General features: G+C 33.8%; 23 protein-coding genes. 18 read left to right on the forward strand and 5 right to left on the reverse strand.

Annotated elements, in window-relative coordinates; all coding sequences use genetic code 11:
- The first annotated feature begins 13 nt into the window (after positions 1 to 13).
- From LB076_RS03425 to LB076_RS03440, 3 genes are all read left to right on the forward strand, one after another.
- Positions 14 to 1693 carry a DUF6909 family protein gene (locus tag LB076_RS03425; RefSeq protein ID WP_066332863.1) on the forward strand — a complete coding sequence of 560 codons (1680 nt, stop codon included), beginning with the start codon at positions 14 to 16 and terminating at the stop codon, positions 1691 to 1693.
- A gap of 9 nt (positions 1694 to 1702) precedes the next feature.
- The gene (locus LB076_RS03430; protein ID WP_066332866.1) at positions 1703 to 2686 is read left to right on the forward strand and encodes a hypothetical protein; all 984 of its coding nucleotides are present in this window, start codon (positions 1703 to 1705) and stop codon (positions 2684 to 2686) included.
- Between the two features lie 1466 nt (positions 2687 to 4152).
- Positions 4153 to 5583 carry an O-antigen ligase family protein gene (locus tag LB076_RS03440; protein ID WP_066332876.1) on the forward strand — a complete coding sequence of 477 codons (1431 nt, stop codon included), beginning with the start codon at positions 4153 to 4155 and terminating at the stop codon, positions 5581 to 5583.
- Here LB076_RS03440 and LB076_RS03445 read toward each other — a convergent pair.
- Positions 5580 to 6386, reverse strand: a complete 807-nt coding sequence (locus LB076_RS03445) for a glycosyltransferase (protein WP_066332878.1) — start codon at positions 6384 to 6386, stop codon at positions 5580 to 5582. The genes LB076_RS03440 and LB076_RS03445 overlap by 4 nt on opposite strands.
- A gap of 208 nt (positions 6387 to 6594) precedes the next feature.
- Positions 6595 to 7173: a hypothetical protein gene (locus LB076_RS03450; RefSeq protein ID WP_066332884.1), complete on the reverse strand. Its 579-nt coding sequence runs from the start codon at positions 7171 to 7173 to the stop codon at positions 6595 to 6597.
- 503 nt (positions 7174 to 7676) lie between these two features.
- On the opposite strand from LB076_RS03450, the gene LB076_RS03455 reads away from it, so the two are divergent.
- From LB076_RS03455 to LB076_RS03475, 5 genes are all read left to right on the forward strand, one after another.
- Positions 7677 to 8894, forward strand: a complete 1218-nt coding sequence (locus LB076_RS03455; RefSeq protein WP_141672815.1) for an O-antigen ligase family protein — start codon at positions 7677 to 7679, stop codon at positions 8892 to 8894.
- Between the two features lie 48 nt (positions 8895 to 8942).
- Positions 8943 to 10058 (forward strand): glycosyltransferase, encoded by a 1116-nt coding sequence (locus LB076_RS03460; protein ID WP_066333388.1) that lies wholly within the window; start codon positions 8943 to 8945, stop codon positions 10056 to 10058.
- A 213-nt stretch (positions 10059 to 10271) separates the two neighbouring features.
- On the forward strand, positions 10272 to 11255 hold the full coding sequence (locus LB076_RS03465) for a UDP-glucuronic acid decarboxylase family protein (protein ID WP_066332886.1): 984 nt from the start codon (positions 10272 to 10274) through the stop codon (positions 11253 to 11255).
- 153 nt (positions 11256 to 11408) lie between these two features.
- The gene (locus LB076_RS03470; RefSeq protein WP_066332888.1) at positions 11409 to 12761 is read left to right on the forward strand and encodes an exopolysaccharide biosynthesis polyprenyl glycosylphosphotransferase; all 1353 of its coding nucleotides are present in this window, start codon (positions 11409 to 11411) and stop codon (positions 12759 to 12761) included.
- Positions 12751 to 13539 (forward strand): glycosyltransferase family 2 protein, encoded by a 789-nt coding sequence (locus LB076_RS03475; RefSeq protein ID WP_066332891.1) that lies wholly within the window; start codon positions 12751 to 12753, stop codon positions 13537 to 13539. Before LB076_RS03470 ends, LB076_RS03475 begins: the two co-directional genes overlap by 11 nt.
- On the opposite strand, the gene LB076_RS03480 is transcribed toward LB076_RS03475, so the two are convergent.
- Positions 13529 to 14836, reverse strand: a complete 1308-nt coding sequence (locus tag LB076_RS03480) for a phenylacetate--CoA ligase family protein (protein ID WP_066332892.1) — start codon at positions 14834 to 14836, stop codon at positions 13529 to 13531. The genes LB076_RS03475 and LB076_RS03480 overlap by 11 nt on opposite strands.
- A gap of 132 nt (positions 14837 to 14968) precedes the next feature.
- Here LB076_RS03480 and purD point away from each other — a divergent pair, with 132 nt between their 5' ends.
- Entirely contained in the window at positions 14969 to 16243 is a 1275-nt protein-coding gene (purD, locus tag LB076_RS03485; protein WP_066332895.1) for a phosphoribosylamine--glycine ligase, read from the forward strand.
- A 45-nt stretch (positions 16244 to 16288) separates the two neighbouring features.
- Here the strand turns inward: purD and LB076_RS03490 are convergent, their stop codons facing one another.
- Entirely contained in the window at positions 16289 to 16519 is a 231-nt protein-coding gene (locus tag LB076_RS03490; protein ID WP_066332898.1) for a DUF6341 family protein, read from the reverse strand.
- A 131-nt stretch (positions 16520 to 16650) separates the two neighbouring features.
- Here LB076_RS03490 and LB076_RS03495 point away from each other — a divergent pair, with 131 nt between their 5' ends.
- The 3 genes from LB076_RS03495 (at position 16651) to LB076_RS03510 (ending at position 19651) form a co-directional block, all read left to right on the forward strand.
- Positions 16651 to 17580 carry a hypothetical protein gene (locus tag LB076_RS03495; RefSeq protein ID WP_066332900.1) on the forward strand — a complete coding sequence of 310 codons (930 nt, stop codon included), beginning with the start codon at positions 16651 to 16653 and terminating at the stop codon, positions 17578 to 17580.
- 364 nt (positions 17581 to 17944) lie between these two features.
- Positions 17945 to 18553 carry a DUF4254 domain-containing protein gene (locus LB076_RS03505; protein WP_066332910.1) on the forward strand — a complete coding sequence of 203 codons (609 nt, stop codon included), beginning with the start codon at positions 17945 to 17947 and terminating at the stop codon, positions 18551 to 18553.
- Positions 18554 to 18622: 69 nt separating this feature from the next.
- Positions 18623 to 19651, forward strand: a complete 1029-nt coding sequence (locus tag LB076_RS03510; protein WP_066332912.1) for a glycosyltransferase family 9 protein — start codon at positions 18623 to 18625, stop codon at positions 19649 to 19651.
- 61 nt (positions 19652 to 19712) lie between these two features.
- On the opposite strand, the gene LB076_RS03515 is transcribed toward LB076_RS03510, so the two are convergent.
- Positions 19713 to 20765 (reverse strand): ferredoxin--NADP reductase, encoded by a 1053-nt coding sequence (locus LB076_RS03515; RefSeq protein ID WP_066332914.1) that lies wholly within the window; start codon positions 20763 to 20765, stop codon positions 19713 to 19715.
- 304 nt (positions 20766 to 21069) lie between these two features.
- Here LB076_RS03515 and porW point away from each other — a divergent pair, with 304 nt between their 5' ends.
- The 6 genes from porW (at position 21070) to atpE (ending at position 26207) form a co-directional block, all read left to right on the forward strand.
- Positions 21070 to 23688: a type IX secretion system periplasmic lipoprotein PorW/SprE gene (porW, locus tag LB076_RS03520; RefSeq protein ID WP_335583364.1), complete on the forward strand. Its 2619-nt coding sequence runs from the start codon at positions 21070 to 21072 to the stop codon at positions 23686 to 23688.
- 3 nt (positions 23689 to 23691) lie between these two features.
- A complete protein-coding gene (locus LB076_RS03525; RefSeq protein ID WP_066332919.1) occupies positions 23692 to 24117 on the forward strand; it encodes a bactofilin family protein in 426 nt (141 codons plus the stop codon).
- On the forward strand, positions 24089 to 24307 hold the full coding sequence (locus LB076_RS03530; RefSeq protein ID WP_066332921.1) for an AtpZ/AtpI family protein: 219 nt from the start codon (positions 24089 to 24091) through the stop codon (positions 24305 to 24307). Before LB076_RS03525 ends, LB076_RS03530 begins: the two co-directional genes overlap by 29 nt.
- On the forward strand, positions 24307 to 24690 hold the full coding sequence (locus LB076_RS03535) for a hypothetical protein (protein WP_066332923.1): 384 nt from the start codon (positions 24307 to 24309) through the stop codon (positions 24688 to 24690). Before LB076_RS03530 ends, LB076_RS03535 begins: the two co-directional genes overlap by 1 nt.
- A 139-nt stretch (positions 24691 to 24829) precedes the next feature.
- Positions 24830 to 25966, forward strand: coding sequence for a F0F1 ATP synthase subunit A (gene atpB / locus LB076_RS03540; RefSeq protein WP_425598043.1), 1137 nt, complete (start codon positions 24830 to 24832; stop codon positions 25964 to 25966).
- Positions 25967 to 26006: 40 nt separating this feature from the next.
- Positions 26007 to 26207 (forward strand): ATP synthase F0 subunit C, encoded by a 201-nt coding sequence (atpE, locus tag LB076_RS03545; RefSeq protein ID WP_031453874.1) that lies wholly within the window; start codon positions 26007 to 26009, stop codon positions 26205 to 26207.
- Positions 26208 to 26217 lie beyond the last annotated feature (10 nt).

The raw sequence follows: 26217 nt of genomic DNA on the forward strand, positions 1-26217 counted from the left end.
ACCATACCGATCGATGAAAGAAACCAAAATTATATCCAGATCCAGAGCACAAGAGTCTTCTGCGGCTATTGAAAAAATGTACATCACCATGCGCCATTTATTCAACCGAGGTTTTTATAAACCCATGGGGATTTCGGGCGATACCTTGCGAGAAGCTTTATTGGCGCTACGTCCAGAAATTTACGGAAATATTGCCGAAGAAAAGGTAGAACTAAACGGACTTTTGTATGTAACTGAGCGGCTTCCGCTGGGGATGGAAGAATGCCGTTTTATTAATCTTACCTCCGATGAGGGCTATTCAAGATCCCATTTTAAGGCAATTGTACCACTCAAAAGAAGACGAAATTGCTACCGGATTGATGAGGAGCAAATGAATGTAGAGATTACCAGAGGTAGATCCGATATTTATGATATTCTGACCCATTTAACCTTTCTTTTTATAGAATCGCACAAGATTAGAAACCGGGTTTTATTGGATGATGCAGGAGAGGTTTCTAGAGATTGGGTAAAACTAGAACAAGCCGTATCTCAGACCAAAAAACTCCCTTTAATTGACAAAGAAAAAGCCATCTCCCATACCGCAAATATTTTGGGCAGAAGCTTTGAAGAAGTAGTAAATATCTACGATAAATTTGGTTCCGAAGCAGCCCCAGACCGTTTCTTGCATGTAGTGTATTGGTTAGGAAAACTAGCCATAGAAGAAACCCTAAGCGATACCAAACGCACCATTACCTTTAGTCCAATTCTGAGAGAACGCTTGGGCCACCATATTCATGGCGAAATCTGGGCTACCAATATTAAAGAAGTACTACAAAAAAACCATCTGTTAGACCGTCCCATACATGTAATTAGTGCCAACATGCACTCGGTGATGAATTCTATTTTTGCCACAACGGTTTTAAAAAACCAGTTCAAAGAAAAACCAGACTTTTATATTTATGAAGAGTTGAGCAAATCAGGCGCCTACGAGCTAAGAAATAAAGTAGAAAAGGTAGCCCTACAAAACGGCATGATTGCTCTACCAGATACCTCGGGCACCAACATTGATGTACAAATTTTTGACACCGCCAAAATCAATTGGCAACAATCCTCTTTTCCGAAAGCACATTTTTCAGACAAAGCCCCCGTGCTTATTGTAATGGATTATGCCTTTGGAGAACAAGCCTATGAAACAATAGATGAATTACTAAAACCATTCAAGAAAGAGATATTATTAAATGTAGAATCTGTTTCGATCATGGGAAAAGCCGGGATATTAGAAGGCGGCAAGGGAGATATCATGATCCCCAATGCACACATTAATGAAGGAACGGCAGACAATTATTTTTTTGAAAACCAATTAACACCAGCCATGTTTGAAGGCCAAGGCATTGCAGTATATTCTGGAGCAATGGTTACCGTTTTAGGAACCTCATTACAAAACAAAGACTTATTGAAATTTTTTCATGAGTCCACCTGGAGCGTTATCGGTCTAGAGATGGAAGGCTCATATTATCAAAAAGCCATACAATCTGCTTCAAAAATCAGAAAGAGCATACCAAACAACGTAAAAGTTCGTTATGCTTATTACGCCTCAGACAATCCACTCGAAACCGGCAGTACATTAGCCTCAGGAGGATTAGGAACCAGTGGTGTAAAACCAACCTATTTGATCACCAAAATAATACTAGAACAGATATTAAATTTACAATAAACCTACTAAATGAATACAAATTTACCCCAAAATCAAGACAATCAAGAAATTGATTTGATGCAAATTTCACAAAAAATAAATAAATTTTTTAAGAGCATTAACAAAAAAATTTTTAATGCTATTCAATTTTTTATAAAAAATAGAATTATAGTGCTATCCTTACTAGTTTTAGGTCTTGCAGTCGGATTTTATTTAGATAAAAAAGCCAAAACGTATTTTAGTGAAATTATTGTCACTCCAAATTTTGAAAGCATGGATTATCTGCAATCAAAAATAGTTTTAATTAAATCAAAAATTGAAGAGAATGATACTGTTTTTTTAAAAGAAGTTGTAGGTATAGCTAATCCAAAAGTTTTAAAGGAGATAAGTATAACACCCATTGTAGATGTTTATAATTTTATAAAAGGGCAGCCAGAAAATTTTGAATTGATAAAGGTTATGGCCGAAGACGGGAATGTTAAATCTGTTTTAGAAGAAAGCATGACAAGTAAGAATTATAATTTTCAAAAAATATTTTTAGATACAAATAAAAAAATATCTAGTCATGAGTTAGTAGATCCAATTTTAAAATTTTTAAACTCTTCGGATTATTATAGCAAAATTAAACAGGAAACCCATAAAAACATTCATTTTGAGCTAAACCAAAGCGATTCAATTATTAAGCAAATTGATGGTATTTTGAACAATGTAACCATCTCGAGAAATTCTTTTAAAAATAACGATAAGTTGATGTTTTATAACGAAAACATGCAATTAAACGATATTATTAAAACCAAAGAAAGCCTAATTAGGCAACAATCCGTTCAAAAAACCTATTTAATTGGTACCAATAAGATTATTAAAGAAAATAGTGTTATACTAAACATTGAAGAACCAAAATATTTAAACGGATTAATGAAAGTGTTTTTGCCTTTATTTCTGATTTCTATGTTTGTTATTAGCAAACAAGCCCAGTCCTTTTACAGAAAACTCAAGCTGCAGAATGAGGTATAAAATGGATCACTACTAAGAAAAAGGTTGATCAAAATAAGATGGATACATTTTTTATTCCAAAATTTGTTGTAATGAAACTAATTGTTGGATGTATAAAAGGATAGTATTGTTTTTAATAAACAATCTAAAAATAGAGTATAAATAAAAGGCAGTACTATGTTAGTGGTCTGGTATATTTATTATTGTAATTTTGCAAAAATAGATTATAAATCTGGTTTTATATCAAAGAGTTTTTTTAACGGATTAAATTTATAGAAAATTGCTAAATATTTTAGTCACACACGGAAAAAAGCATTTTTCTTTTGCTCTTATTGTTTTAGGTGCAGGGTGCTTTTTTTTATCGAACATTCTATTTAAGATTGTTTTTAATGAGGTAGAATATGGTAAGTATTCTATTATAATGACATACTTGTCCTTAATATACATTCTGGGTTTGTTAGGCTTAGAGCAGATTTTTTTGCGTTATTCTTTTCAGAAAAAAACAAACATAATAACAACGCAAAAATTTCAACTGCAACTCATTTTTTGGATTATTTTAATAATACCATTTTTTGGAGTGTATTGTTTCAAGAACTATTTTTTGGATGTTTATATAAATATTTTCTTATTGTATTTTGCTTCTTTAGCAATGGTTGCGTTGCTTTTTATATTTAATATTTTACGATTAAATACAAATTATGTTATTGCACAATTTATATCCAATTTTTGGAGATTTTCGCTTCTAATAATAGCTGTAATTGCATTTGTATATAAAAAGATTCTTTTTATATACATTATAAATGCCATTTTGATTAGTACTATTTTTATATTTATTGTGGCATTAATCTACTGTCAAAAAAAGATAAAATTTGTTTTTGACCAAGATGTTTCTAAAAAAGATTTACTTTTTACCGCATTTCAATTTTTTATATCCATTAGCACTTTTTCATTTTTACTATTTGGAGATCGTTTTTTAGTAGAATACAAATTTAGTGTGGAAGAGTTTGGGAACTATTTTTATTTAACAAATTTCTTTTTAGCCCCATTTTCAATATTTCAAAATTATATTGGTTTTAAGCAGTTGATTTCTTTTAAAAAACAGTTTAGTTTTAGAACTTTGGAACAATTGAACAGAAAAATTTTAATTCTAGGTTGCCTATTAGGGCTTTTTTTATATGGATTTTCGTACATAATAAATTTTTATAAATTTTTAAACTTTGATTTTGAAAGATACACCTTAGTTATATTTTTATTGATTATAATGGGCATTGTTAGATTGTATTCTGCCTCAATAAATTCTGCTTTTGAGGCCAAAACAAACATCCGTTCCCTACAAAAAGCCAATTTAATTTTTATTTTTATAGCCATACTTATTATGAGCGCTACATTCTTTTTGGATTTATTAGAACAGGTTGTAGTCTGTATTATTTTAATTTGGTTAATGCGTTGCTTAATTATGAAAAAAATCCTTCTAAAACAGTTTAAAGATGCTTGATAAACCAATAAAATCGATATCATTACGACAAATTTATACGCTACTTTTTCTATTAGGCTGGTTTTTCTTTCCGTTTAATGATTTTGAAGGCATCCCAGCATTAGGCGAATTTAAAAATGAAGCAGGAGCTTTTTTTTTCATGGCTGGTTTATTGGTTTTAGCAATAGAGATATTTTTTACTTGGAAAGTAGTACTTCCTTTGCGAAGTAAGCCGTTTCTAATATTAGTACTATTTATTGCATGGTGCTTTGTTGTAACGGTATTAAATTATGCTACAGTTAGCCAAAATTATTACAAACATACCAGCGGGATTTATAGATTTATACGTCAATATGCCTCTCTTTTAATTCCTTCGTTTTTATTTTTAATTTTTTTTCTTAATGTAATCAAAAACTGGAGCGCAATTGAAATGTTGACAAAAATTCGTAAAGTACTTTTATTTTCATTAATTTTTGTTTTTATATACGGTTTTATAGAAACATTGATAATCGTATTTAATGTTAATGCTTTACGACCTGTTTTAGCTCTATTTGGCTACTTTCCATTCGTAGAGGTGAATTATATGACAGGAGGCCGAATATCCTCTGTAGCCTACGAATCGCCTTCTTTAGGGAACTATTTAATAACAATATCCGGATGGATGTTTAGCTATATATTGAGTTCTAAAAGCCGTTATCGTTTTATACCTTTGTTGCTGATTTTATTTTTAACTTTTTTTTCAGGATCTAGAACAGCATTAATTAATATTACAGTTCAAGTTACAATATTGTTATCTATTTTGTATGCAATACCAAGTTACAGAAAGAATTTTCTTAAGATTTTTAAATTTGGTTTTATTGCAATAAGTATTTTGCTAATAATAAATGGGAACAAAGTGGTCGTAGCAGTAGGCGAAAAGATTGAAAGTTTAAATTTTAGTAAAAACTTAAAAAACAATATTTCTAACCAGACTAGATTTGGTATGCAATATGCTTCTTTACAGGTTTTTAAAGAGAATCCAATAATAGGAGTAGGTTTTGGTCAAGAAACCTATCATAAAAGGTTTCATTACCCAAGATGGGCAAAGAAAAACAATTGGGAGTTTGAGGGTATGTATCAAAACAATAAACTCCGATCGTTTCCAAGTGCCTATAATATTTATACAAGATTATTGGCAGAAACAGGTATAATAGGATTTTCTATATTCGTGTTCCTTATTTATTATTGTATAAAGCAATCGATTTATGTATTCAAAAAAAGTAGTGACCAATACAGAATTTTAGGATTTGTTTTAATCTTATCCTTTGTAGGACTAAGCTTAAATTGGTTACAAACAGATTTTTTTAGACAACATGGTTTCTGGCTATGTTTGGCAATTTTGATAACTATATTGAATAGAATTTCGTATAATAACAACCATTCAGAAACGCATTTATATAACTAACGAATTAGTTTTTTTATAAAGGTCAGAAAATTTCGGGGCATAAAAAGAAGGGGAATGTTTCGTACTAATCCATATATAGGATAAAATCCAAAATAGAAATTATTATATATAATTTTAATTCGATCTTTCACTTGCCTTTTACGGAAAACAGAAGAATTACTTTTATTATTAATAGTGTAAAATATTAATGCTTCTGGATAATTCTCAATTTTAAAATAGGTACTAACTTTAAATACAAATGCATAATCTTCTGCAATTTGATATTTTTCTGAAAAAAAACCAACTGTCTCTAAAATTGATTTATGAAAAAGCATTGTAGGATGTGCCACCATTGAATTCAGATACATTTTATTTTTAATAGTATTGTATTTAACGGGGTATTTTTGAGTAAATAAAAAATTTCCATTCTCATCAATACAGTCACACCATGAACCTAATAGTTTCACCTCAGAATGGTTTTCTAAATATTGATACTGCTTAGTAAATCTGTTTTCTTTATTCAAATCGTCAGAATCCATTGTACCAATATATTTATAATCCAGTTTAGAAATGATTTCTAAACCATGATTTCTAGCCTTGCCACAACCGGAGTTTTGCTTCATTTGAACCACAGTTAGCCTTCCTACTTTAAAATAGACTTGAAGCTCTTCTGCGATGGGTTTTTCGTTGCTTCCATCATCAATAATAAGGATATCGACAGGGATCTCTTCTTTAAAAGAGGAAAGACATTTAATCAATCGATCATTATCATTATAATGAGACATTAAAACAATTATATTACAATCGATTGATTTTTTTAACATGACTTGAAATTATTAGAAAGAAGTTTAAAAGACATTAGTGGCCCTTAGCTAAATTAATGGGCAACTATTTTTTTTAGAAATTATATTGTACTAAAAATGGATTTGAAAGTATATTCCTTGGTAGGAACAAAATATTTTAGGCACTATCAACTGCATTTTTTTTAATCCCATTTTTAACAAGAAGAGCCGACTATAAACCTAATAAATATTATTTTTGGTCTCTTTTATAAACAACTCCAGGTAATACTTCTCCTGCAACAGGAAATTCTTGAAGAGATGTTGCTGGAACATTTTTTATGATGTTGTTTCGTCCATTTTCTACAGACTTAAGAAAATCCGTTGTAGCAGGTTCTGACATTGCTCTCCAACGTTCGCCGTCTTTTATGGCAAACCATTCACCGGTAGTGGTTTCTACTAATTTATTATTAAAGATTTCTTTTGGTGTTTCGCCTTTAAAAATCACTTTTGGCAAAATTTCTCCACCAATAGGGAGCTGCTCTGCCAATGCTAATGGCACATTTTTGGACACATAATTTTTGCCGTCTTCAATAGATTTTAAATAATCCGTAGTTGCTGGCTCAGATAGGGCTTTCCACCGTTTATTGTCTTTAACAACATACCATTCTCCATCTTCGGTATTAATCACTCTACCTTCTAGTTTTTGTAATTCAGTAAGAGGCGTTTCTAACTCTTTTTGAGGTGTTTCTAACTCAGATTTAGAATTTTCATTTTTACACGATATAAGTGTAATCATCATTAAAGATGCGCAAAAAAATATTTTTTTCATTAGAAAAGTTTTTTAAAATTTAAACTAAAATTTTGCACAAAAATGGTATTTTATTTCTAATTTACCAAAATTTTATTTACTAAAATTTTATTTTGTTATCCCCTGAATAATTGCCATGCTAAAAACAAAAATAGCTATAACAATATTAAAAAAATACAAAGTGATTTTTAGTTTTACTCAAAGAGACCTATTCTAAATGCAATACATATAAATCAGGAACAAGCATGGATTATTGTTTTGACAATCAGTTTATTTTGGCGTATTGGTTTTATTGCCGATGGACCAAATAAAGCAGGATATTAATGGTATAAATAAAAACCGTTGGTTATCGGCTTGCTAATTGTATTGGATGTTATTTTTTAGCACTCCAACACCTTTAACTCTTCTTATTTTGGGTCTCTAAATACGGTTGTTTTTGGACATTGTTTAAAAAAAACTATTTTACGTTTAAAAAAATTAAACATTTATATTTGTCCACATTTGTAACATTAAAATATTTTAAAATGATTTTAGCTACTATAAAAAAACATCTTTTTGATTTATTGTTTGTTTTTTTAATCATGCTGCTTTTTTTTTCACTCAAAGCACCTAACATAATACTGATTTCACTCATAATTATATTGATTTTGGATTTTCAAAATTTTAAAAAAATAGAGTTTAAACTTTTGAAAATAAAACCTTTTTTTATTCTAGCTATTTTATTTATTTATTGGATTTTAAAAGCAATTATTACGCACTCTATTCTGGATTCTAATTATTCTCTTTTGCTACCAATAGTAATAATTCCGATACTGTTTTTGAAGGTTGAAAATAAAAACTGGCTTCAATATGGTATTTTATGGATGGTTTTATTTCTGTCCGTTAGGGCTTATATCGGTTTAATAGGATATTATATCCAAAATAAAAATTTTTTACCTTTTGAAGGAGAAATTATTAATGAAATTTTAGGAATGGAAAGACCTTATTTGGGTTTTATTTCAGTAATAGCAATTATCATTGCATTACAAGTATCTACATCTATTAAAAAATATAAAATAGTGCTAATTGGATATGCAATTTATATATCCATTTTTGTAGTAATTATATCGGCCAGAATATCCGTCTTAACAGTACTTTGTATAAGTTTTTTATTTTTTTTATTTTATTCTAAAGTTAGCAATAATAAAAAAGTAGTATTTTTTTTATGCTCCCTTTTTTTTATGCTTTCTTTTATGATGCTAAACAAAAATTTAAGAGAACGATTTTTTATTACTTCAAACTACGAAAAATCCATTGAAAAATTAAATAGGCATGAGCCTAGAATGATAATATGGAATTGTTCTTATAGGATAATGAAAAGTGAAGACTTTGATTTGTTTTTTGGACTTAACTCAACCAAAGAGTTAGAGCAAAGATACCTGAACTGTTACGACCAAACTATGACAAACCGAAATAGGGCTAACTACTTTATTTCAACCAATAAAAACTCGCACAATCAATTTATTGCTGTTTTTTTAACCTCGGGTATTTTAGGGCTATTTATTTTTTGTTACTTTTTTGGACACCAGTTTTATATATATAGACGAGACTTTTTTAAGATAGCAATGTTAGTTGCAACACTGATGTTTTTTGTTGTAGAGAATGTTTTAATGCGCCAAACAGGGGTGTATTTATTTGCGTTAATAATCTCATTAATAAATATACCCTTAACGAAGGTCAAAAATAAACCCCTCTTAGAATAGAGAAATTGGAGTAAACAGTGTTCCTTTAATTATAAATTAAAATTGATTTTGAAAAAAGTATTGGTAGTAGATTGGTTGGATAAGTATGGAGGTGCCGAAAGGGTGATTTCTTGTTTAGAGAGGAGTTATTGTTTTGATAAAACCTACACGCTTATCAATATAATGAAGAAAGAAGATTTAGCTAAAATATATTCTCAAAAAGAACCTTTTATACAAGAAACGGTTTTAAAAGTTGTAAAAAATAAGTTTAGATTGTTTTTTTTTATATTTCATTATCTAATAAGTAAGATTAAAGTAGATACCGATGCAGACTTAATAATCTCGTCCTCGCATGCCGTTGCAAAAGGAATTAAAAAAAGCAATAAAAAGCAATTACACATAAGTTATTTTCACGCACGAAATTTTAATTATATTTGGGATGATAGTGAGTTGTTTTTCGGTGCTTTCAAATATATTTTGTATCCCTTAATTTACCTATTAAGAAAAATAGACATTAAACAAGCGCAACGACCGGATCATATTATTGCAAATTCTCATTTTGTAAAAAAGTGGATAAAAGAAAAATATAACAGAAACTCGGATGTTATATATCCTCCGGTTGATTTAAGTAATTTTCCATTAGAGATAAATAAAGAGGATTATTACATAGTTGTGGGTAGGGTAGTACATGTCAAAAAATTTGATATTGTAGTTAAAGCATTTAATAAGTCAGGAAAGAAATTAATTGTAATAGGAGATGGGGATCAATTAAAAAAAATAAAGAGTATTGCATCCCAAAACATTATATTTAAAGGTTTTTTAAATTCTAAAGATGTTAGCTCTTATATACAAAAAGCAAAAGGGTTTATCCAGATGGGTGTTGAAGGATTTGGAATAGCACCTATAGAAGCTCAATCTTGTGGAACTCCAGTTATAGCCTATGCTTATGGAGGGGTTTTAGAAACAGTAGTTGACCAAGTTTCAGGGGTTTATTTTAAACAACAATCCGTTGAGTCACTTAATTTTGCAATTCAAGAGTTCGAAAAAATTAATTTTGATTATGTAGCAATAAGAAAAAATGCCTTAAGATTTTCGACGTCTAAATTTGAGTTAGAGATTGCAAATTATGTCCATAATAAGCGACAACTTCATTTAAAAGACTTGAATAAAAATAGATGCTTGTAAACCATATTTATAAAGAGGTTTATTCAATAGACGCACAATAAATGTTTCTGACTTATTTTAAAAAAAAACGCAATCATAAAGCTTTTTCAAGATTATTTTTGCAGTAATTAGGATTAGTTTATTTTTGACAGAATCTTTTAAGTAAAAAAGGGTTTTTTATAGTCCTTTTAATGTATTTTTCGTAGATACAAATAGTAAAATAAATAATATACAATGAAAAGAATATTAATTACTGGAGCAGCAGGCTTTTTGGGATCGCATTTATGTGATCGCTTTATTAAAGAAGGATACCACGTTATAGCAATGGACAATTTGATCACCGGCGATCTCAAAAACATTGCACATTTATTCAAATTAGAGCACTTTGAATTTTACCACCATGACATTACCACTTTTGTTCATGTTCCAGGCAATTTGGATTATATCTTGCATTTTGCATCTCCGGCAAGCCCTATTGATTATTTAAAAATCCCGATTCAAACCCTAAAAGTGGGTTCTTTGGGCACCCATAATTTACTTGGTTTGGCTAGAGTAAAAAAAGCCAGAATTTTGATAGCCTCTACTTCCGAAGTGTACGGAGATCCGTTGGTGCACCCACAAACAGAAGCATACTATGGCAACGTAAACACCATAGGCCCTAGAGGAGTTTATGACGAGGCCAAGCGTTTTCAAGAATCCATAACCATGGCTTACCATACCTTTCATGGGGTAGAAACCAGAATAGTGCGTATTTTTAATACCTATGGTCCCAGAATGCGACTTAATGACGGTCGGGTAATTCCTGCTTTTATTGGACAAGCACTGCGGGGAGAAGATTTAACTATTTTTGGAGACGGAATGCAAACGCGTTCGTTTTGTTATGTAGACGATCAAGTAGAGGGTATTTTTAGATTGCTACATTCGGATTACGTATATCCTGTAAACATTGGTAATCCAGACGAAATAACCATCAAAGATTTTGCCCAAGAAATCATCAAACTCACCGGAACGGATCAAAAAATTGTTTACTATCCTTTGCCAGAAAACGATCCTTTACAAAGACAACCAGATACCACCAAGGCCAAAGAACTTTTAGGGTGGAAAGCCAAAGTAACTCGAGAACAGGGAATGAAGATAACCTACGATTATTTTAAATCCTTGTCTGCTGAAGAATTATCCAAAGAAGAACACAAAGATTTTACTTCTTATATCAAGTAAGAAAACATAAAATTAGGTGAGCAATACAATATAAATTGGATTTAACAGTTTTTACTTAAGTTAAGTATTAAGTAATTAACACCCAATGTGCTATTATACAATGTTATGAATACTATTTAACCAACCACCAAATTAAATTAAACCCAATTGTAAATGCGGAACAAAGCAGGAAGATTCTCTGGATACATTCGTCCATTTTTTTATATTGTAGATGTTTTACTACTTACTTCATTGGGGTTATTTTTTTTTAATGCGCCAAATCAAGAAATTTCATTTTGTATATTCTTAAGTTTAGCTTGGTTAGTCAGTGCCTATCATTTGGGTTTTTATGAAGTGTATCGGTATACCAAGGTTGTTACTATTTTAAATTGTGCCCTAAAACAGTTTGCTTTTTTTTCTATCGCCACAATGGCATCTGTATATCTTTATTGTGAGGATACCTCCTTAAAAGTAGTATTTTATTATTTAACTAGTGTGGTATTTATGGTACTGGTTTTAAAATTATTTATCTATTATTTCTTAAAAGAATACAGATTAGTTTTTGGAGGCAATTTTAGAAAAGTAGTTATTCTTGGTAGTCAGGTCAAGACAGAGCAGTTACAAAAGTTTTTTGTCCAAAATTTAGATTACGGATATAAGTTAGTAAACGTATTTTCGGACGAAAAATGCAATGCACATAGCCTAAAAGAAGTTTGTGACTACCTAATTTCGGAGGGTGTTGATGAGTTGTATTGTGCCATGAGTGACCTAACTTCGGATGAAATTACAGAATTAGAAGATTTTACAGATAACAACTTTAAAACACTTAAATTTATTCCAGACGAAAATCATGTTTTATCTGGAAATTATATTTTTCACTACTATGGTTATCTTCCTATTATTGCAGGGAGAGAAATACGACTGGATGAGAAATTAAATAAAATCATAAAACGTATTTTTGATATCGTGTTTTCATTATTAGTAATTGTGTTTATATTGAGCTGGTTTACCATTATTGCAGCTATTTTTATAAAGGCGGAATCCAAAGGGCCAATATTTTTTAGACAGATAAGAAATGGCTTAAAAAATCAATTATTTGTTTGTTATAAATTTAGATCCATGGAACTAAATCCTTACGCACACCTCAATCAGGTTTCTAAAAATGATATACGCATAACTAAAATAGGTAAATTTTTGCGTAAAACGAGCTTAGACGAGTTGCCACAATTTTTTAATGTTTTGCTGGGCGATATGTCTGTAGTAGGGCCAAGACCACACATGGTTAGTCACAACGAAAAGTATGCCGTAAAAGTAGATAAATTTATGGTACGTCATTTTATTAAACCAGGCATAACAGGTTTGGCTCAAGTTAGAGGTTTTAGAGGGTCTATTGGTAGTGATATGGATATGGTTAACCGCATTAAGCTAGATATTTTTTATATAGAAAACTGGTCTTTCATACTCGATCTCAAAATTATTTTTCAGACCGTTATTAATATTTTTAAAGGCGAAGAAAATGCTTTCTAACCAAAAGGAAATTTTAGTCTCTATACTAACTCCTACATACAATTCTGAGAAATTTGTTTCCCTTGCCATTGCTTCTGTTCAGGCGCAAAGTTATTCCAATTGGGAACTAATTATTGTAGATGATGCCTCCACTGATGGCACTTTAGCCCTAGTGACCAAGCATGCGCAAGTAGACCCCAGAATTCAAGTACACGCACTAACTCAAAACTCAGGCACCGGAATAGCCAGAAGCAAAGCCTTGGCTGTAGCCAAAGGCCAGTATATTGCTTTTTTGGATGCAGATGATTTATGGCAACCAACCAAGTTGCTAAAACAAGTGGCATTTATGCAAACCCACCAACTCCCCTTTACATTTAGTTATTATGATTGTATAGACGAGCAGGGCAGGCCATTAAACAAAAGAGTAACCTCTCCGAGAGTGGTTAGCTATAGAGCATTGTTTTTTTGTAACTATATTGGCAATTTAACGGCACTGTATGATGCAGAATATTTTGGCAAAATACCTATTTCGTCTGTCCGAAAACGCCAAGATTGGATGCTTTGGTTGCACATTCTCCAAAAAATAAAAACAGCCCATCCCGTGCCCGAAAGTTTAGCCTATTATCGGATCCGAAACCATTCTGTATCTACGTCTAAATTTAATTTATTGCAATACAACTTTGCTGTTTATAGGCAATTTCATGGCCTTAATTTTGTTGCTTCCTTGCTATGCATGCAATTGTTTTTGTTTGTACAGTTGGCTATAAAACCATTTTATACCCATAAAATTAAAGCATAGAACGAAACTGTTTCAATTTGCCTCTGTGGGTACGCAACAAGGTCTTTTTTGGAGTAAATATAAAATGTAAATTAGGCTCCAAATAGGTCTCTATGGCCTGTTGTATTTTTTGGATAGCCACAGAATTTAGCTCTTGATCGCTTACATATTCAATTTCAAAGCTATTTATTTTGGTTTGTGTAATTACAAATTCTTTTACATTTCCGGTATCTTCAATGATGGTTTTGGTGATGTAATAAAAAGTTAATCCCGGTGCTTTTTTTCCGCTAGGCAATACTACAATATCATTGGATCTTCCGATGAGTTTTTTAAGTACAGGCCTATCCAGGGTGCTTTTGACATCCAAAATACCGATATCTCCAGTATCGTATCGGATAAATGGATGTGCTTTATTAAAAAGAGACGTAACCACAACCCGACCTTGGTGACCGTAAGGCACAACCGCATTGTTTTGGTCCAGAATCTCTACAAACAATGTCTCGGAATTGACAAGCCATTCGGACTCTGGATTTTCAAAGGCAATTATATCCAGTTCCGAAGCGCCATATTCATTAACAACCGGAATACCCAATTGCTTTTCTAAAAGAATTTTATCTTTTTCAAAAAGCATTTCGGAGGTAACCATACACACCTTTAGTGTGGGGCAAATACGTTTTAAAACTACATTTTTTTGTTCCAAAAATTTAGCAAACAAAACAATGGCACTTGTATACCCATTGATATAATCAAATTCTGTAGTACTAAATTTTTTTAAAATAGTCTCCAAAGCGGCATCAGAGAGATCAAAAATAGCAAACCGATACCGCTGGCTTACCAAATCTTTAAGCCGTTCTTTTTGGTGCGACCAAAACGCCATCGGAATACCATAAAACCGAGCTTGATAGGCCGTATTGAGATCAATACCATGCTCTTGGTAGCGCATAAAATTGGAAGCCCAAGTAAGGGCATGACAATACCTGTCTTTGGCAAAGATAAACGGGATTCCACTAGATCCCGAAGTTTTATTGCAATAAGAGTTTCCTTTAGTGTAGCCCTTAGATAGCCGTTGTGCTAAAGGAATTTGTAAGTTTTTTTTGTTTAAAATCGGAAGATCTGTCCAATTTTCGGGCACTTGAGGCACCAAAGAACCATAAAAAGCATTGTTTTGGACATGAAAAGCCACCATAGCACGTTTTTGTCGCTCTATAAAAAGCTCTTTTTCTGCTGGGCTAAGCAAACTAATTTTGTGTAGTGCCGCCTTGGCCTTGCTTATCGGAAAAAGATTTAGTTGGAGTAGTAGGTCAAAAATAGGCAGCATACAAAGGGTTTATTTGCTCAAAAATAATATTTAGAACCAACTATTGCATCGTAAAGCATAACTTTTTAAAAATTAATTATTTTTTACGTCCAAAAGCAATTATTTTTGCCAAACAACTAAACAAACTAACACATGACAATTTTACTACTGGGTTCCGGCGGAAGAGAACATGCACTTGCATGGAAAATGGTTCAAAGCCCACTTTGTGACCAACTTTATGTAGCACCAGGTAATGCAGGTACTGCAACTATTGCTACCAATGTAAACCTGAGTCCAACAGACTTTGATGCCATTAAAACATTGGTACTACAAAAAAACATTACCATGGTTGTAGTAGGTCCAGAAGATCCATTAGTAAAAGGGATTTTTGATTTTTTTGAAAACGATAGCCAACTCCATCATGTAGCCGTTATCGGACCGTCCAAGATAGGCGCTCAATTAGAAGGAAGTAAAGAATTTGCCAAAAAGTTTTTGGTAAAGCACCAAATACCTACAGCTGCCTATGCGAGCTTTACCGCAGAAACCGTAGCACAAGGCTGTGACTTTTTGGCAACATTAAAACCGCCCTATGTGCTAAAAGCAGATGGTTTGGCCGCAGGAAAAGGCGTTTTAATTATAGACAATTTAGCTCAGGCTCAAGACGAATTGCGAAGCATGCTACTAAATCAAAAGTTTGGCGCAGCAAGTACCAAAGTAGTCATTGAAGAGTTTTTGGACGGTATAGAACTCAGTTGTTTTGTACTAACCGATGGCAAAAACTACAAGATACTGCCTACGGCAAAAGATTACAAACGTATAGGAGAGGGAGATACCGGTTTAAATACGGGAGGTATGGGTGCTGTTTCGCCGGTTCCGTATGTAGATGCAGCTCTAATGGAAAAAATAGAAACGCGTATTGTAAAACCCACCATTGCAGGCTTTCAAAAGGATGGCATTACCTACAAGGGTTTTGTTTTTATAGGATTAATCAACGTAAACAATGAGCCTATTGTAATAGAGTACAATGTGCGTATGGGAGATCCAGAGACCGAGGTAGTAATTCCGAGATTAAAAACAGATTTAGTATCGTTATTCTTGGCAGTATCCAATCAAAAACTAGACGAAATTTCGTTAGAGATAGATCCCCGAAGTGCTACAACGGTAATGCTTGTTTCTGGCGGGTATCCTGAAAATTTTGAAAAAGGAAAAAGGATCACCGGATTAGAAAACATTACGGATTCTATCGTATTTCATGCCGGAACCAAACTAGAAAACCAAAACGTAGTCACTAATGGCGGTAGGGTAATGGCTATAACTTCTTATGGCGATAGCTTTCAAGAAGCCATAAAAAAATCTTACCAAAATATAGATAAGCTACACTTTGATAAGATGAATTTTAGAAAAGATATCGGGAACGATCTTTTGTAAACAAAAGAGCTTCTTTAGCCAGAATTTAAGGCTAAGGAAGTTTTTTTATTTTAAAAAAGAATGTGCCGTAGTGTCTTGACCTTCTGTACCTGCTTGGTCAAAAATACGCAACTGTTTGATCCAGTACACCATTGCTGCAGTACAAATAATCATAAAGATCCAGTTAATGGTGTTTGCAGCAAACCAAGACGAAAGCTCCAAAGAACGTAAAAAATCAAGAGGAGTAAGTAAAATATCTACAAATAAGTATTGAATACCTTCAAAAAATGCTTTCATATTATTAAAATTAGTTTGTTTTTATGTTTTTTGTAAAATTTTAAACGCTTTGTCAGAATCTTTATCTACTCCAGCGTTTCCTTATTTAAACAAGTATTATATTTACAACCACAAAAGTATAAAATATCCTTATGATTACAAGTGTTTTTAAAAAATCTACGCCATTAAATTTTTCCTTAGTGGTATTTTTAATATTGGGTTTCTTTTTTATCTATCAAAGTCAAGATTGGAGCTGGACCAATTCTGCGGAGTTACTTTTTGAAAAAGCAGCTATTTTACTGGTTTTGTTCGGGTCTGTCTTTGTAACAAATTTTATTTCGTACAAAAATGGGGTGAGCAAAGATAGTGGCTATGTGGTGCTGTTTTTCTTTTTGTTTTTGATTTTTTTTCCTTCACTTTTAGATAATCTTAGTTTATTGCTTTCCAACTTTTTTATTTTGTTGGCACTTAGAAGATTGATTTCCCTACAATCCTTAAGTGCATCCAAAGAAAAGATTTTTGATGCCTCATTATGGATATTTGTAGCGTCACTATTTCATTTTTGGAGTATAGTATACATATTATTGGTTTTTATTTCTATAGTATTTCATGTTTATAGAGATTACAGAAACTGGATTTTGCCATTTATTGCTTTTTTCTCTACAGCAGTAATTTTTGTAATGGTTAGTTTGGTTTTCAAGATAGACTACTTGGATTATTTATACCAAAACATGCAGGTAGATTTTGACCTTTATTATTTTACCAATAACTATCAAAATGCAGCCCTGTCTATATACGCCACGGCTATTTTGTTTTTTATGATTTCTATTATCGGTAGTTTGTCTCACAGACCATTAGTACTTCATACTACCTACAAAAAAATCATTGCTTCCTTATGTATAGCAATAGTGGTGTACCTTATTTCTCCCAACAAAAGCAATGACCTATTGGTATATACCATAGCGCCAATGGCCATGCTTGCTACCAGCCATATTGAACTGCCTCAGATCAAATTAAAGCAAGAAATGGTTTTGGTAGTACTACTGTTATGTAGTTTGTTTGCGTTTTTTTTCCAGTTATAATTTGCCGCCATAGGCCAAAGCAGCTGCATCCCCCAATCCCGGAATAATGCAGCCTTTGGATTCAGGCCAGAAACCCAGACCAGCAATATAGGTTAGCAATCTGTAGATGGCAATTGTTAGGCACTTTTTTGAGATTTCTTCTAAAACGCATGCTGTACTGTTGTCTTTCTTAGTCGGGTCCAAAAAGGATTCCGCACCGCTTGTATGGAACTAAACGATGGATTGGTATGTGCTTTGAGTACTACCCTTGGTTTTGACATTGTTTAAATACATAGATTACCAACAATCCAAAATAGATTTGTGTTTTGTAATTTTTTTATAAAAGTATAAAAAGTATCTTTGTAACTATTAAAATATAAAAATTATGTTTTCCAAACTAGCCTATTCCGTATTTGAAAAAAGTATCCAGGACTACCACCTACACAACCAGGTAGACCAACCAATAAACAATCCTTTTCCTAAAGATAAATTTGAACATTTATTGTACCTAAAAAACTGGATTGACACCGTGCAATGGCATTTTGAAGATATAATCCGGGATCCAAATATTGATCCAGTAGCGGCATTGAGTCTAAAACGAAAAATCGATGCCTCTAACCAAGAGCGCACCGATATGGTGGAGTATATTGACAGCTATTTTTTGCAAAAATTTAGCACCGTAAGAGTAAAAGAAAATGCCAAAATCAATTCAGAGAGTCCAGCATGGGCATTTGATAGATTGTCTATTCTGGCTCTAAAAATATACCACATGAACGAAGAAGCGACCCGCTCTGAAGCTTCAGCAGAACACCGAGACAAATGCCAAGAAAAATTAAACATTTTACTCGAGCAAAGAACCGATTTATCTGCCGCAATAGATGACTTATTAAAGGATATTGAAAGTGGAGACAAATTCATGAAAGTGTACAAACAAATGAAAATGTACAATGATGAAGAGTTGAATCCAGTTTTGTACCAAGGAAAAAAGCAATAGATCCTAGTCGCGTTATTTTTAACCCAAAACCTGGTGTAATTGTCCAATACAATCCAACATATAGCCGTCATGAGACTATCCGCAATGGGAGATGTTGCCATGACGGTTCCTGTTTTACAAGCCTTTGCAAAACAGTATCCCCATATAAAAATCACGGTTTTATCCAGACCCTTTTTCAAACCTTTTTTTGACACCATTCCTTGCGTTGCCTTTGTTGCTTTTGATGAAAATGGAAGGCATAAAGGAGTGCTTGGTTTGTTTAGATTATACAAAGATTTGAAAGCGCTGCAGGTAGATGCTTTTGCAGATTTGCACCAAGTTTTGCGATCCAAAGTAGTGCGGTCTCTTTTCGCTTTGAGCGGAAAAAAAACAGCATCTCTAGACAAAGGCAGAGCCGAAAAAAAAGCACTCACCCGTGCTGAAAATAAAATTTTCAAGCCCTTGCCAACCATGTTTCAACGACATGCTACGGTTTTTGAAAGTTTGGGTTTTCCTCTAGATTTATTAAATCCTACTTTTCCTAAAAAAGCCACCCTAACCCAGAATATTGTAACTGCGATAGGCGGAACGAGCGCCGTTATGATAGGTATTGCGCCATTTGCACAATACAATTCAAAAATGTATCCTTTGGATTTAATTCAAGAAGTGATCCATCAACTAGCACCAAATACGGACTACAAAATACTACTCTTTGGTAGCGCAAAAAAAGAAGCAGCCCTATTAGATTCGCTTTTGCAACAGCACCCAAATGTGGCAAATGTGGCCGGAAAAATAACATTCACTCAAGAATTAGAATTGATAAGCAACTTAAATGTCATGCTTTCTATGGATTCTGGCAATGCGCATATTGCCGCCATGCTAGGAGTAGAGGTCATCACACTATGGGGAGCAACCCATCCCTATGCAGGGTTTATGCCCTTTAACCAGCCAATAACCAACGCCTTGGTTTCGGATAGAACCAAGTACCCTTTATTGCCTACATCTGTTTATGGCAATAAAGACGTCAAAGGCTATCAAGACGCAATGCGAACCATTACGCCAGACCTTGTAGTACAAACCATCCTCCAAAAAATAAACCATTCCAGAAGTACCATATAATCAAGGCGAGCCCTGCAGGTGTACTTTCGGAATGGTTCTATAAAAAAGAGTTTACAGTAGTTTAAACATCGTCATAATCTATCTTCAAAGCAGCAGAAGTAGGGTGCGCTTGGCAAGTCAAAATCAAGCCACTAGCAATTTCTTTATCCGTTAGGATAGAATTTTTAGTCATCTCCGCAGTTCCTTCCGTTACACGAGCAATACAACTACTACAAATCCCACCTTGGCAAGAGTAAGGAGCGTCAATACCTTCTTTAAGAGCCGCATCCAGAATGGTTTGTTTCTGAGACATCTCAAAAGAAGTTTCTTCATCATCCACCATAACGGTAATTTTTGTATGGCCAGCCAACGACCCCGAAATTTCATTTTGGTGCACAGAAGAAGTAAAAAGCTCCAATTTAATAGCAGATTCCTTAATATTGTTTTCTCTCAAAACCCCCGTCACCGTATCGATCATCGCCTCTGGTCCGCACAGATAAAAGGTATCAAAAGGCAACTCTTTGTGTTTGTTGTTTACAACAAAATTTACGGTTTCTTTTTCAATACGTCCAAACAAAGCATCCGCCACCTTAGTCTGGCTGTACACATAGTGTATAAACAAACGACCAATATATTGCAAATGCAACTGCTGTAATTCCGAATAAAAAATAGTTTCTTCGGGCGATTTATTGCCATAAACCAACACAAAAGAGCTTTTAGGCTCGCTTGCAAGCATGGATTTAATAATTGCCAATACCGGAGTGATACCACTTCCAGAAACAAAAGCGGCATAATTTTTTTGACGATCCGCCTTAGGTTCCAACGTAAATTTTCCCTCAGGAGCTCCCACTTCCAGAACATCGCCCGCTTTTAATTTAGTGTTAGCAAATTCAGAAAAAGCCCCGTTAGTAACCGCCTTTACCGCAATGCGCAATTCGCCGCTCTCTGGCGAAGAACAAATAGAGTACGCACGTCGGATCTCTTGACCATCCAAGGTCAATTTAATAGTTACATATTGCCCGGCTACAAAGCGATAATTAGGTTGCAATTCCTGAGGAACATTAAAAAGTATAGAAACCGCCGTTGCCGTTTCGCGTTTTACTTCTTTTATAGATAGTTTTAAAAATGAAGACATGAGTTAAATTTTTTACAAATATACTAAAGTCCTTAGGTTTCTTTAAATCAAAAAGAGCAATTTTTTTAGCCATTCCCAGCACCTTACTTTGGGCATGCCCCCGCCCCAAAAAGCGGGGTCGGGCTTCCATTCCCAATCTTTTTTATTTTAGAAAAAAAAATAAAAAAGGATTTCCATTACATCCCTCATGCAAGCAACCCATAAATAACTAGATATAATTTTCACTTTCTCAAAAAGAAATGTAATTTTACCAGTTACATACTAAAAAGCTTTATTTAAAGTTTAAAGATAAAAACAATTCCCATTGAAAACCCCTATGCGCAAACTAATCATTACCGTTGGATTTTTGTTTTTTCTGGTAGCATGTTCCACCAAGAGAGACAGTTTTTTGTCCAGAAATTCCCATGCCTTAAGCACAGAATACAATATACTATACAACGGACAAATAGGATTAGATAAAGGGATTAAAGACATCCAATCCAATCTCAAAGACAACTTCTGGGAACGCTTGCCTATTGAAAAAATGCAAATGCCCCAAGAAGAGTCCAACACCCCCAGACCCGCCAACGCCAATTTTGAGTTAGCCGAGACCAAGGCCACCAAAGCCATCCAGAAGCACTCCATGAATATTGATGCAAAAGAAAGAAACCCACAAATCGACGAAGCCTATTTGCTCCTAGGAAAAGCCCGATATTACGAGCAGCGTTTTCTGCCCGCCCTAGACGCATTTAATTACATACTATACAAATACCCCAATAGCAGCAAAATATACGAAGCCAAAATATGGCGCGAAAAAACCAACATGCGCCTTGGCAATGATGCCTTGGTGGTCAACAACATCAGCACCATGTTGTTATTAAAACAAAAAGAACTAAAAAAACAAATACTCTCGGATGCCAACGCCTTATTATCCGAAGCCTACTTAAATTTAGAAGAAAAAGACAGCGCCATAGCCAAATTAAAACTAGCCGCCCAATTTACTACCAATACCAACGATAAAGGCCGCTACCTATTTATCTTAGGACAATTATACCAAGAACTAGGGCAAAAAGACAGCGCACGCTACAACTACAACGCCGTAATTAAACAAAACCGAAAATCCGACAGAAAATATCTCATACACGCCCAAGTGCGCAAAGCCCAGCTTTTTGACCCCAAAGCAGGCGATACCACCTTGTTTCTAAAACGCTTTAACAAGCTATTGCAAGACAGAGAAAACAGACCGTATTTAGCCATTTTAAACCACCAAATGGGTGCTTTTTTTGACCAACAAGGCCAACAAAACCAAGCCATTAAATACTATACTATTTCGTTAAACAAAACCAAAGACCAAGAGTACTTAATGGCTTCTAACTACCGAAACCTAGCCAACCTATATTTCAAAAACGCAAAATACCCTATAGCGGCAAAGTATTACGATAGTACCTTAGTGAAACTAAACCCCAAAACTCGGGAGTTTAACAAGATAGATAAAATCCGTAAAGATCTAGACGAAGTCATTCTTTATGAGTCTATTGCCGCCCAAAACGACAGCATTCTCAATCTTATAGCACTAACACCAGAGCAACAAAAACACTATTTTGAAAACCATATTGAAAAACTAAAAAAAGCAGAACAAGCCCAAAGAGTTTTAGAAGCAATAGAAAAAGAAAAACAAGAAAATATAGCCAGGAATAGTGCCGCCGCAGGCAATACTACCCCAATTGTAAACCAAGCAATAGGCCTTCCTCCAACACGACCAGATTCTAAAACGGGATCCCAAACCAACAGCAGCTTTTATTTTTACAACCCTACCACAGTTGCTTATGGCAAAGTAAGTTTCAAAAAAATATGGGGCAACCGTTCTGGCACAGCAAACTGGAGATTACAAAACACCAAAAATAGCCCAGCTAACGCACTAGTTACAGCTGCAGACTCTCTCCAAATAAATCCCCAAACAGTTGCAGAGGCAATCCTGCCAGAAAACCATACCACAGCCTATTATATCCAGCAGTTGCCTACTGCCCAACGCACCATAGATAGTATATCCAAAGAGCGCAATACGGCCTATTACCAGCTTGGAGTTATTTACAAAGAAAAATTTAAAGAATACGCTCTAGCGACCCAAAAATTAGAACAACTATTGGTACAAAATCCCGAAGAAAAACTAATTCTTCCTACAAAATACAATTTATACAAAATATATCAAATCACCAATAAAGAAAAAGCTGCAGCTCTACACAAAGAAATTACGTCCCAATATCCAGATTCTAGATATGCACAAATACTAAACCATGCAAACCCAGAAGCACTATCCTTTGAGGGCACACCCCAAAACGTATATAATGCCATCTACCAACGCTACCAAGAAGAACAGTACACAACCGTATTGGAAAACCTCGAAACCGCAATTTTGCAATTTTCGGGCGAAGAAATTGTCTCCAAGCTAGAACTCTTAAAAGCCAATACAGTAGGAAAACTACAAGGTCTAGCAGCCTACAAAACGAGTTTGCAATACGTAATGACCAACTACCCCAACACCGAAGAAGGCAAAAAGGCCAACGAGATTTTGAACTACCAAATACCTGATTTAGAAAAAATAACTTTTACAACCAAAGAAACCTTCAACTGGAAGATACTCTATCTAGTAGGTTCCCAAACAGCCACGGATACCCAATTGTTGGAAGAAAAAATTAAAAAATGGATTGCAAGTCCTGGCCATTCCAACATAAGGTATTCTTTGGATAGCTATACTGCAACCGAAAATTTTATATCCCTACATGGATTTAGTTCCGAGACACAAGCCAAGAATAGTGCCGTGTTTTTACGAGACAACAAAGCCTACAAAATAGCTCCCAAAGCCATTTTAATTACTAATGAAAATTATAAAGTAATCCAAATCAATAAAAACCTTACAGAATTTTTACAAGCCCTAAAACAATAAAACATGTTCAACAAAAAAAACACCCCTTACACCGAAGCTTTAGGTAAAACCAACAGAATAGTAGAAGGAACCATCATCACTGGAGACATTACCACCAAAACAGATTTCCGCTTTGACGGAGAACTAATAGGGAACTTTAAATCCACAGGAAAATTAGTTGTAGGCCCTACCGGAATCATCACCGGAGATATTGTTTGTAATAGTGCAGATATTGAAGGCAAGTTCAAAGGAACCATTCTGGTTACTGAGATACTCAACGTCAAGGCCAAGGCAAGCATGCAAGGAGAAGTAACCGTAGGCAAACTAGCCGTAGAGCCCGGGGCAGATTTTAGTGCTACATGTATCATGAAAGATACCACAAAAACCGCATTGCTAAGCGATGGAAAAGAAAACAAACCCAATGAAAACAAACCCAAAATTAAACAATAAGTGGATCGTAATGATGCAAATTCCTTTTCAAATGGGGACCATCATTTTTGCCTTTACCTTTTTAGGCATTTGGCTAGACAAAAAGTACACACAAACCAATTTATTTACCATAATTTTATCCCTTTTAGCGGTTTTTATAGCCTTGTATAACGTGATAAGACAGGTTAAAAACTTAAATAAAAAAGAGTAATGCAAGCATTTTTAAATTTCATTAAATACCTCATTCCCTTTTCGTTAGTGTTGTTTTTGTCACAATATTTAATAGTAACTACGGCTTTTGGCGGACTAACGTTTTTTTATTCTATTTGGAGTATTTACCTATTTCATATTGGGATAACGCTACTCTCGTATTTTTTTCTGTTGTTGGTACATACTACTCTTCCAGAAAAAACCGGATTTAGCTTCATGGCAATTAGTTTATTGAAGATGTTAGCGGCAGTTGTTTTTTTGATTCCGTTATTGCAATCCGAAATAACCAGTAAAATTGGAGATGTGGCCCTATTTTTTGTGCCTTATTTTTTTTATTTATTTTTTGAGACATTTTTTGCAATTCGTTTAATAAACAAGCATTAAAGACTACATTTGTGCCAAAAAGACGCCAACCAAGCACATATCTTTTTTAAAAACTAATTGATATATTTTCAAATGTGAATAAAATATGTACATTTGCAAAAAATTTTAAAACCTAAAATTAGACAACTATTTAATAATGATTATTTCAAATAAACCACTTCAGTTCTTGTTAGTTGCTTTTATGGCTTGTGTCCCTTACTTAGGTAATGCAAACCCTTTAAAGGATAGTGTTTCTGTTGCAAATACAGCAGAACCAGCGCACCATCTTGAGGCTACTCACCAAAAGAAAGAATTCAATGCTACAGATTTAATCAATTCTCATATTGGAGATTCTCACGAATTTCATATTGCAGATTGGGATGGGCATCCAATTTCGTTTTATTTGCCAGTTATTTTATGGACAAATAACGGATTAGAAGTTTTTTCTTCAGAGGCATTTCATCACGATAATTCTGGAGAACATGTAGTGGAGGTAAACGGTCAAAAATTAGTTCGTTTCAACGAAGTCATTTTTTACGCAGACCAATACGAAGCCTTATCCACAGAAGACAGACAAAACGGTGCCTTTGCCTTTGATGCAAGACCACTTGATTTTTCAATCACCAAGAATGTGTTTTCGATGTTTATGTCTGCAATTGTTTTGTTTTTGTTGTTTTTAGCAGTAGCACGTTCTTACAAAAAGAATTCGTTAGCGCCAAAAGGTCTTGCAGGATTCTTAGAGCCATTAGTTACCTTTGTTAGAGATGAAATTGCAATTCCAAACATTGGTACCAAGCATTACGCAAAATATATGCCGTACCTTTTGACCATCTTTTTCTTCATTTGGATAAATAACCTTATAGGGCTGATTCCTTTTTTTCCTTTCAGTTCTAACTTAACAGGAAACATATATTTTACCTTTGTATTAGCATTTATTACCTTTATTGTAACAACCTTAAGTGGAAACAAAGATTACTGGAGCCATATTTTAACCCCACCAGTACCAAAAGCATTATACCCAATTATGATTCCGGTAGAAATCATTGGGATGTTAACCAAACCTTTCGCTTTGATGATTCGTTTATTTGCTAATATAACAGCAGGTCACATTATCATTTTGAGTTTAGTTTCGTTAATCTTCATTTTTGAGACTGCCTGGGTTTCTCCTATCTCTGGAGCCTTTGTATTATTTATGAGTGTATTAGAGATGTTAGTAGCTGCTTTACAAGCCTACGTATTTACTTTGCTATCAGCATTATTTATTGGTCAAGCTGTAGCAGAACACGACCACCACTAAAATGTGTTTTATTAATTATTAACTATATAAATTTATTATTATGGTATTAGCTGGAATCGGAGCTGGATTAGCTGTAATCGGAGCAGGACTTGGAATTGGAAAAATTGGTGGATCTGCAATGGATGCTATCGCTCGTCAACCAGAAGCGGCTGGAAAAATCCAAACTGCTATGATTATTGCTGCTGCACTTATTGAAGGTGTTGCACTTTTTGCAGTAGTTGTTGCTTTAATCGCAAAGTAATTAAATTCTA

Source organism: Flavobacterium crassostreae (genome assembly GCF_001831475.1).
Lineage (GTDB): Bacteria > Bacteroidota > Bacteroidia > Flavobacteriales > Flavobacteriaceae > Flavobacterium > Flavobacterium crassostreae.

What these genes read in the sequence shown, in the direction of transcription:
- LB076_RS03425 (WP_066332863.1), top strand. Translation starts at nt 14, where the DNA reads ATGAAAGAAACCAAAATTATATCCAGATCCAGAGCACAAGAGTCTTCT.
- LB076_RS03430 (WP_066332866.1), top strand. Translation starts at nt 1,703, where the DNA reads ATGAATACAAATTTACCCCAAAATCAAGACAATCAAGAAATTGATTTG.
- LB076_RS03440 (WP_066332876.1), top strand. Translation starts at nt 4,153, where the DNA reads ATGCTTGATAAACCAATAAAATCGATATCATTACGACAAATTTATACG.
- LB076_RS03445 (WP_066332878.1), bottom strand. Translation starts at nt 6,386, where the DNA reads ATGTTAAAAAAATCAATCGATTGTAATATAATTGTTTTAATGTCTCAT.
- LB076_RS03450 (WP_066332884.1), bottom strand. Translation starts at nt 7,173, where the DNA reads ATGAAAAAAATATTTTTTTGCGCATCTTTAATGATGATTACACTTATA.
- LB076_RS03455 (WP_141672815.1), top strand. Translation starts at nt 7,677, where the DNA reads ATGATTTTAGCTACTATAAAAAAACATCTTTTTGATTTATTGTTTGTT.
- LB076_RS03465 (WP_066332886.1), top strand. Translation starts at nt 10,272, where the DNA reads ATGAAAAGAATATTAATTACTGGAGCAGCAGGCTTTTTGGGATCGCAT.
- LB076_RS03470 (WP_066332888.1), top strand. Translation starts at nt 11,409, where the DNA reads ATGCGGAACAAAGCAGGAAGATTCTCTGGATACATTCGTCCATTTTTT.
- LB076_RS03475 (WP_066332891.1), top strand. Translation starts at nt 12,751, where the DNA reads ATGCTTTCTAACCAAAAGGAAATTTTAGTCTCTATACTAACTCCTACA.
- LB076_RS03480 (WP_066332892.1), bottom strand. Translation starts at nt 14,836, where the DNA reads ATGCTGCCTATTTTTGACCTACTACTCCAACTAAATCTTTTTCCGATA.
- purD (WP_066332895.1), top strand. Translation starts at nt 14,969, where the DNA reads ATGACAATTTTACTACTGGGTTCCGGCGGAAGAGAACATGCACTTGCA.
- LB076_RS03490 (WP_066332898.1), bottom strand. Translation starts at nt 16,519, where the DNA reads ATGAAAGCATTTTTTGAAGGTATTCAATACTTATTTGTAGATATTTTA.
- LB076_RS03495 (WP_066332900.1), top strand. Translation starts at nt 16,651, where the DNA reads ATGATTACAAGTGTTTTTAAAAAATCTACGCCATTAAATTTTTCCTTA.
- LB076_RS03505 (WP_066332910.1), top strand. Translation starts at nt 17,945, where the DNA reads ATGTTTTCCAAACTAGCCTATTCCGTATTTGAAAAAAGTATCCAGGAC.
- LB076_RS03510 (WP_066332912.1), top strand. Translation starts at nt 18,623, where the DNA reads ATGAGACTATCCGCAATGGGAGATGTTGCCATGACGGTTCCTGTTTTA.
- LB076_RS03515 (WP_066332914.1), bottom strand. Translation starts at nt 20,765, where the DNA reads ATGTCTTCATTTTTAAAACTATCTATAAAAGAAGTAAAACGCGAAACG.
- LB076_RS03525 (WP_066332919.1), top strand. Translation starts at nt 23,692, where the DNA reads ATGTTCAACAAAAAAAACACCCCTTACACCGAAGCTTTAGGTAAAACC.
- LB076_RS03530 (WP_066332921.1), top strand. Translation starts at nt 24,089, where the DNA reads ATGAAAACAAACCCAAAATTAAACAATAAGTGGATCGTAATGATGCAA.
- LB076_RS03535 (WP_066332923.1), top strand. Translation starts at nt 24,307, where the DNA reads ATGCAAGCATTTTTAAATTTCATTAAATACCTCATTCCCTTTTCGTTA.
- atpE (WP_031453874.1), top strand. Translation starts at nt 26,007, where the DNA reads ATGGTATTAGCTGGAATCGGAGCTGGATTAGCTGTAATCGGAGCAGGA.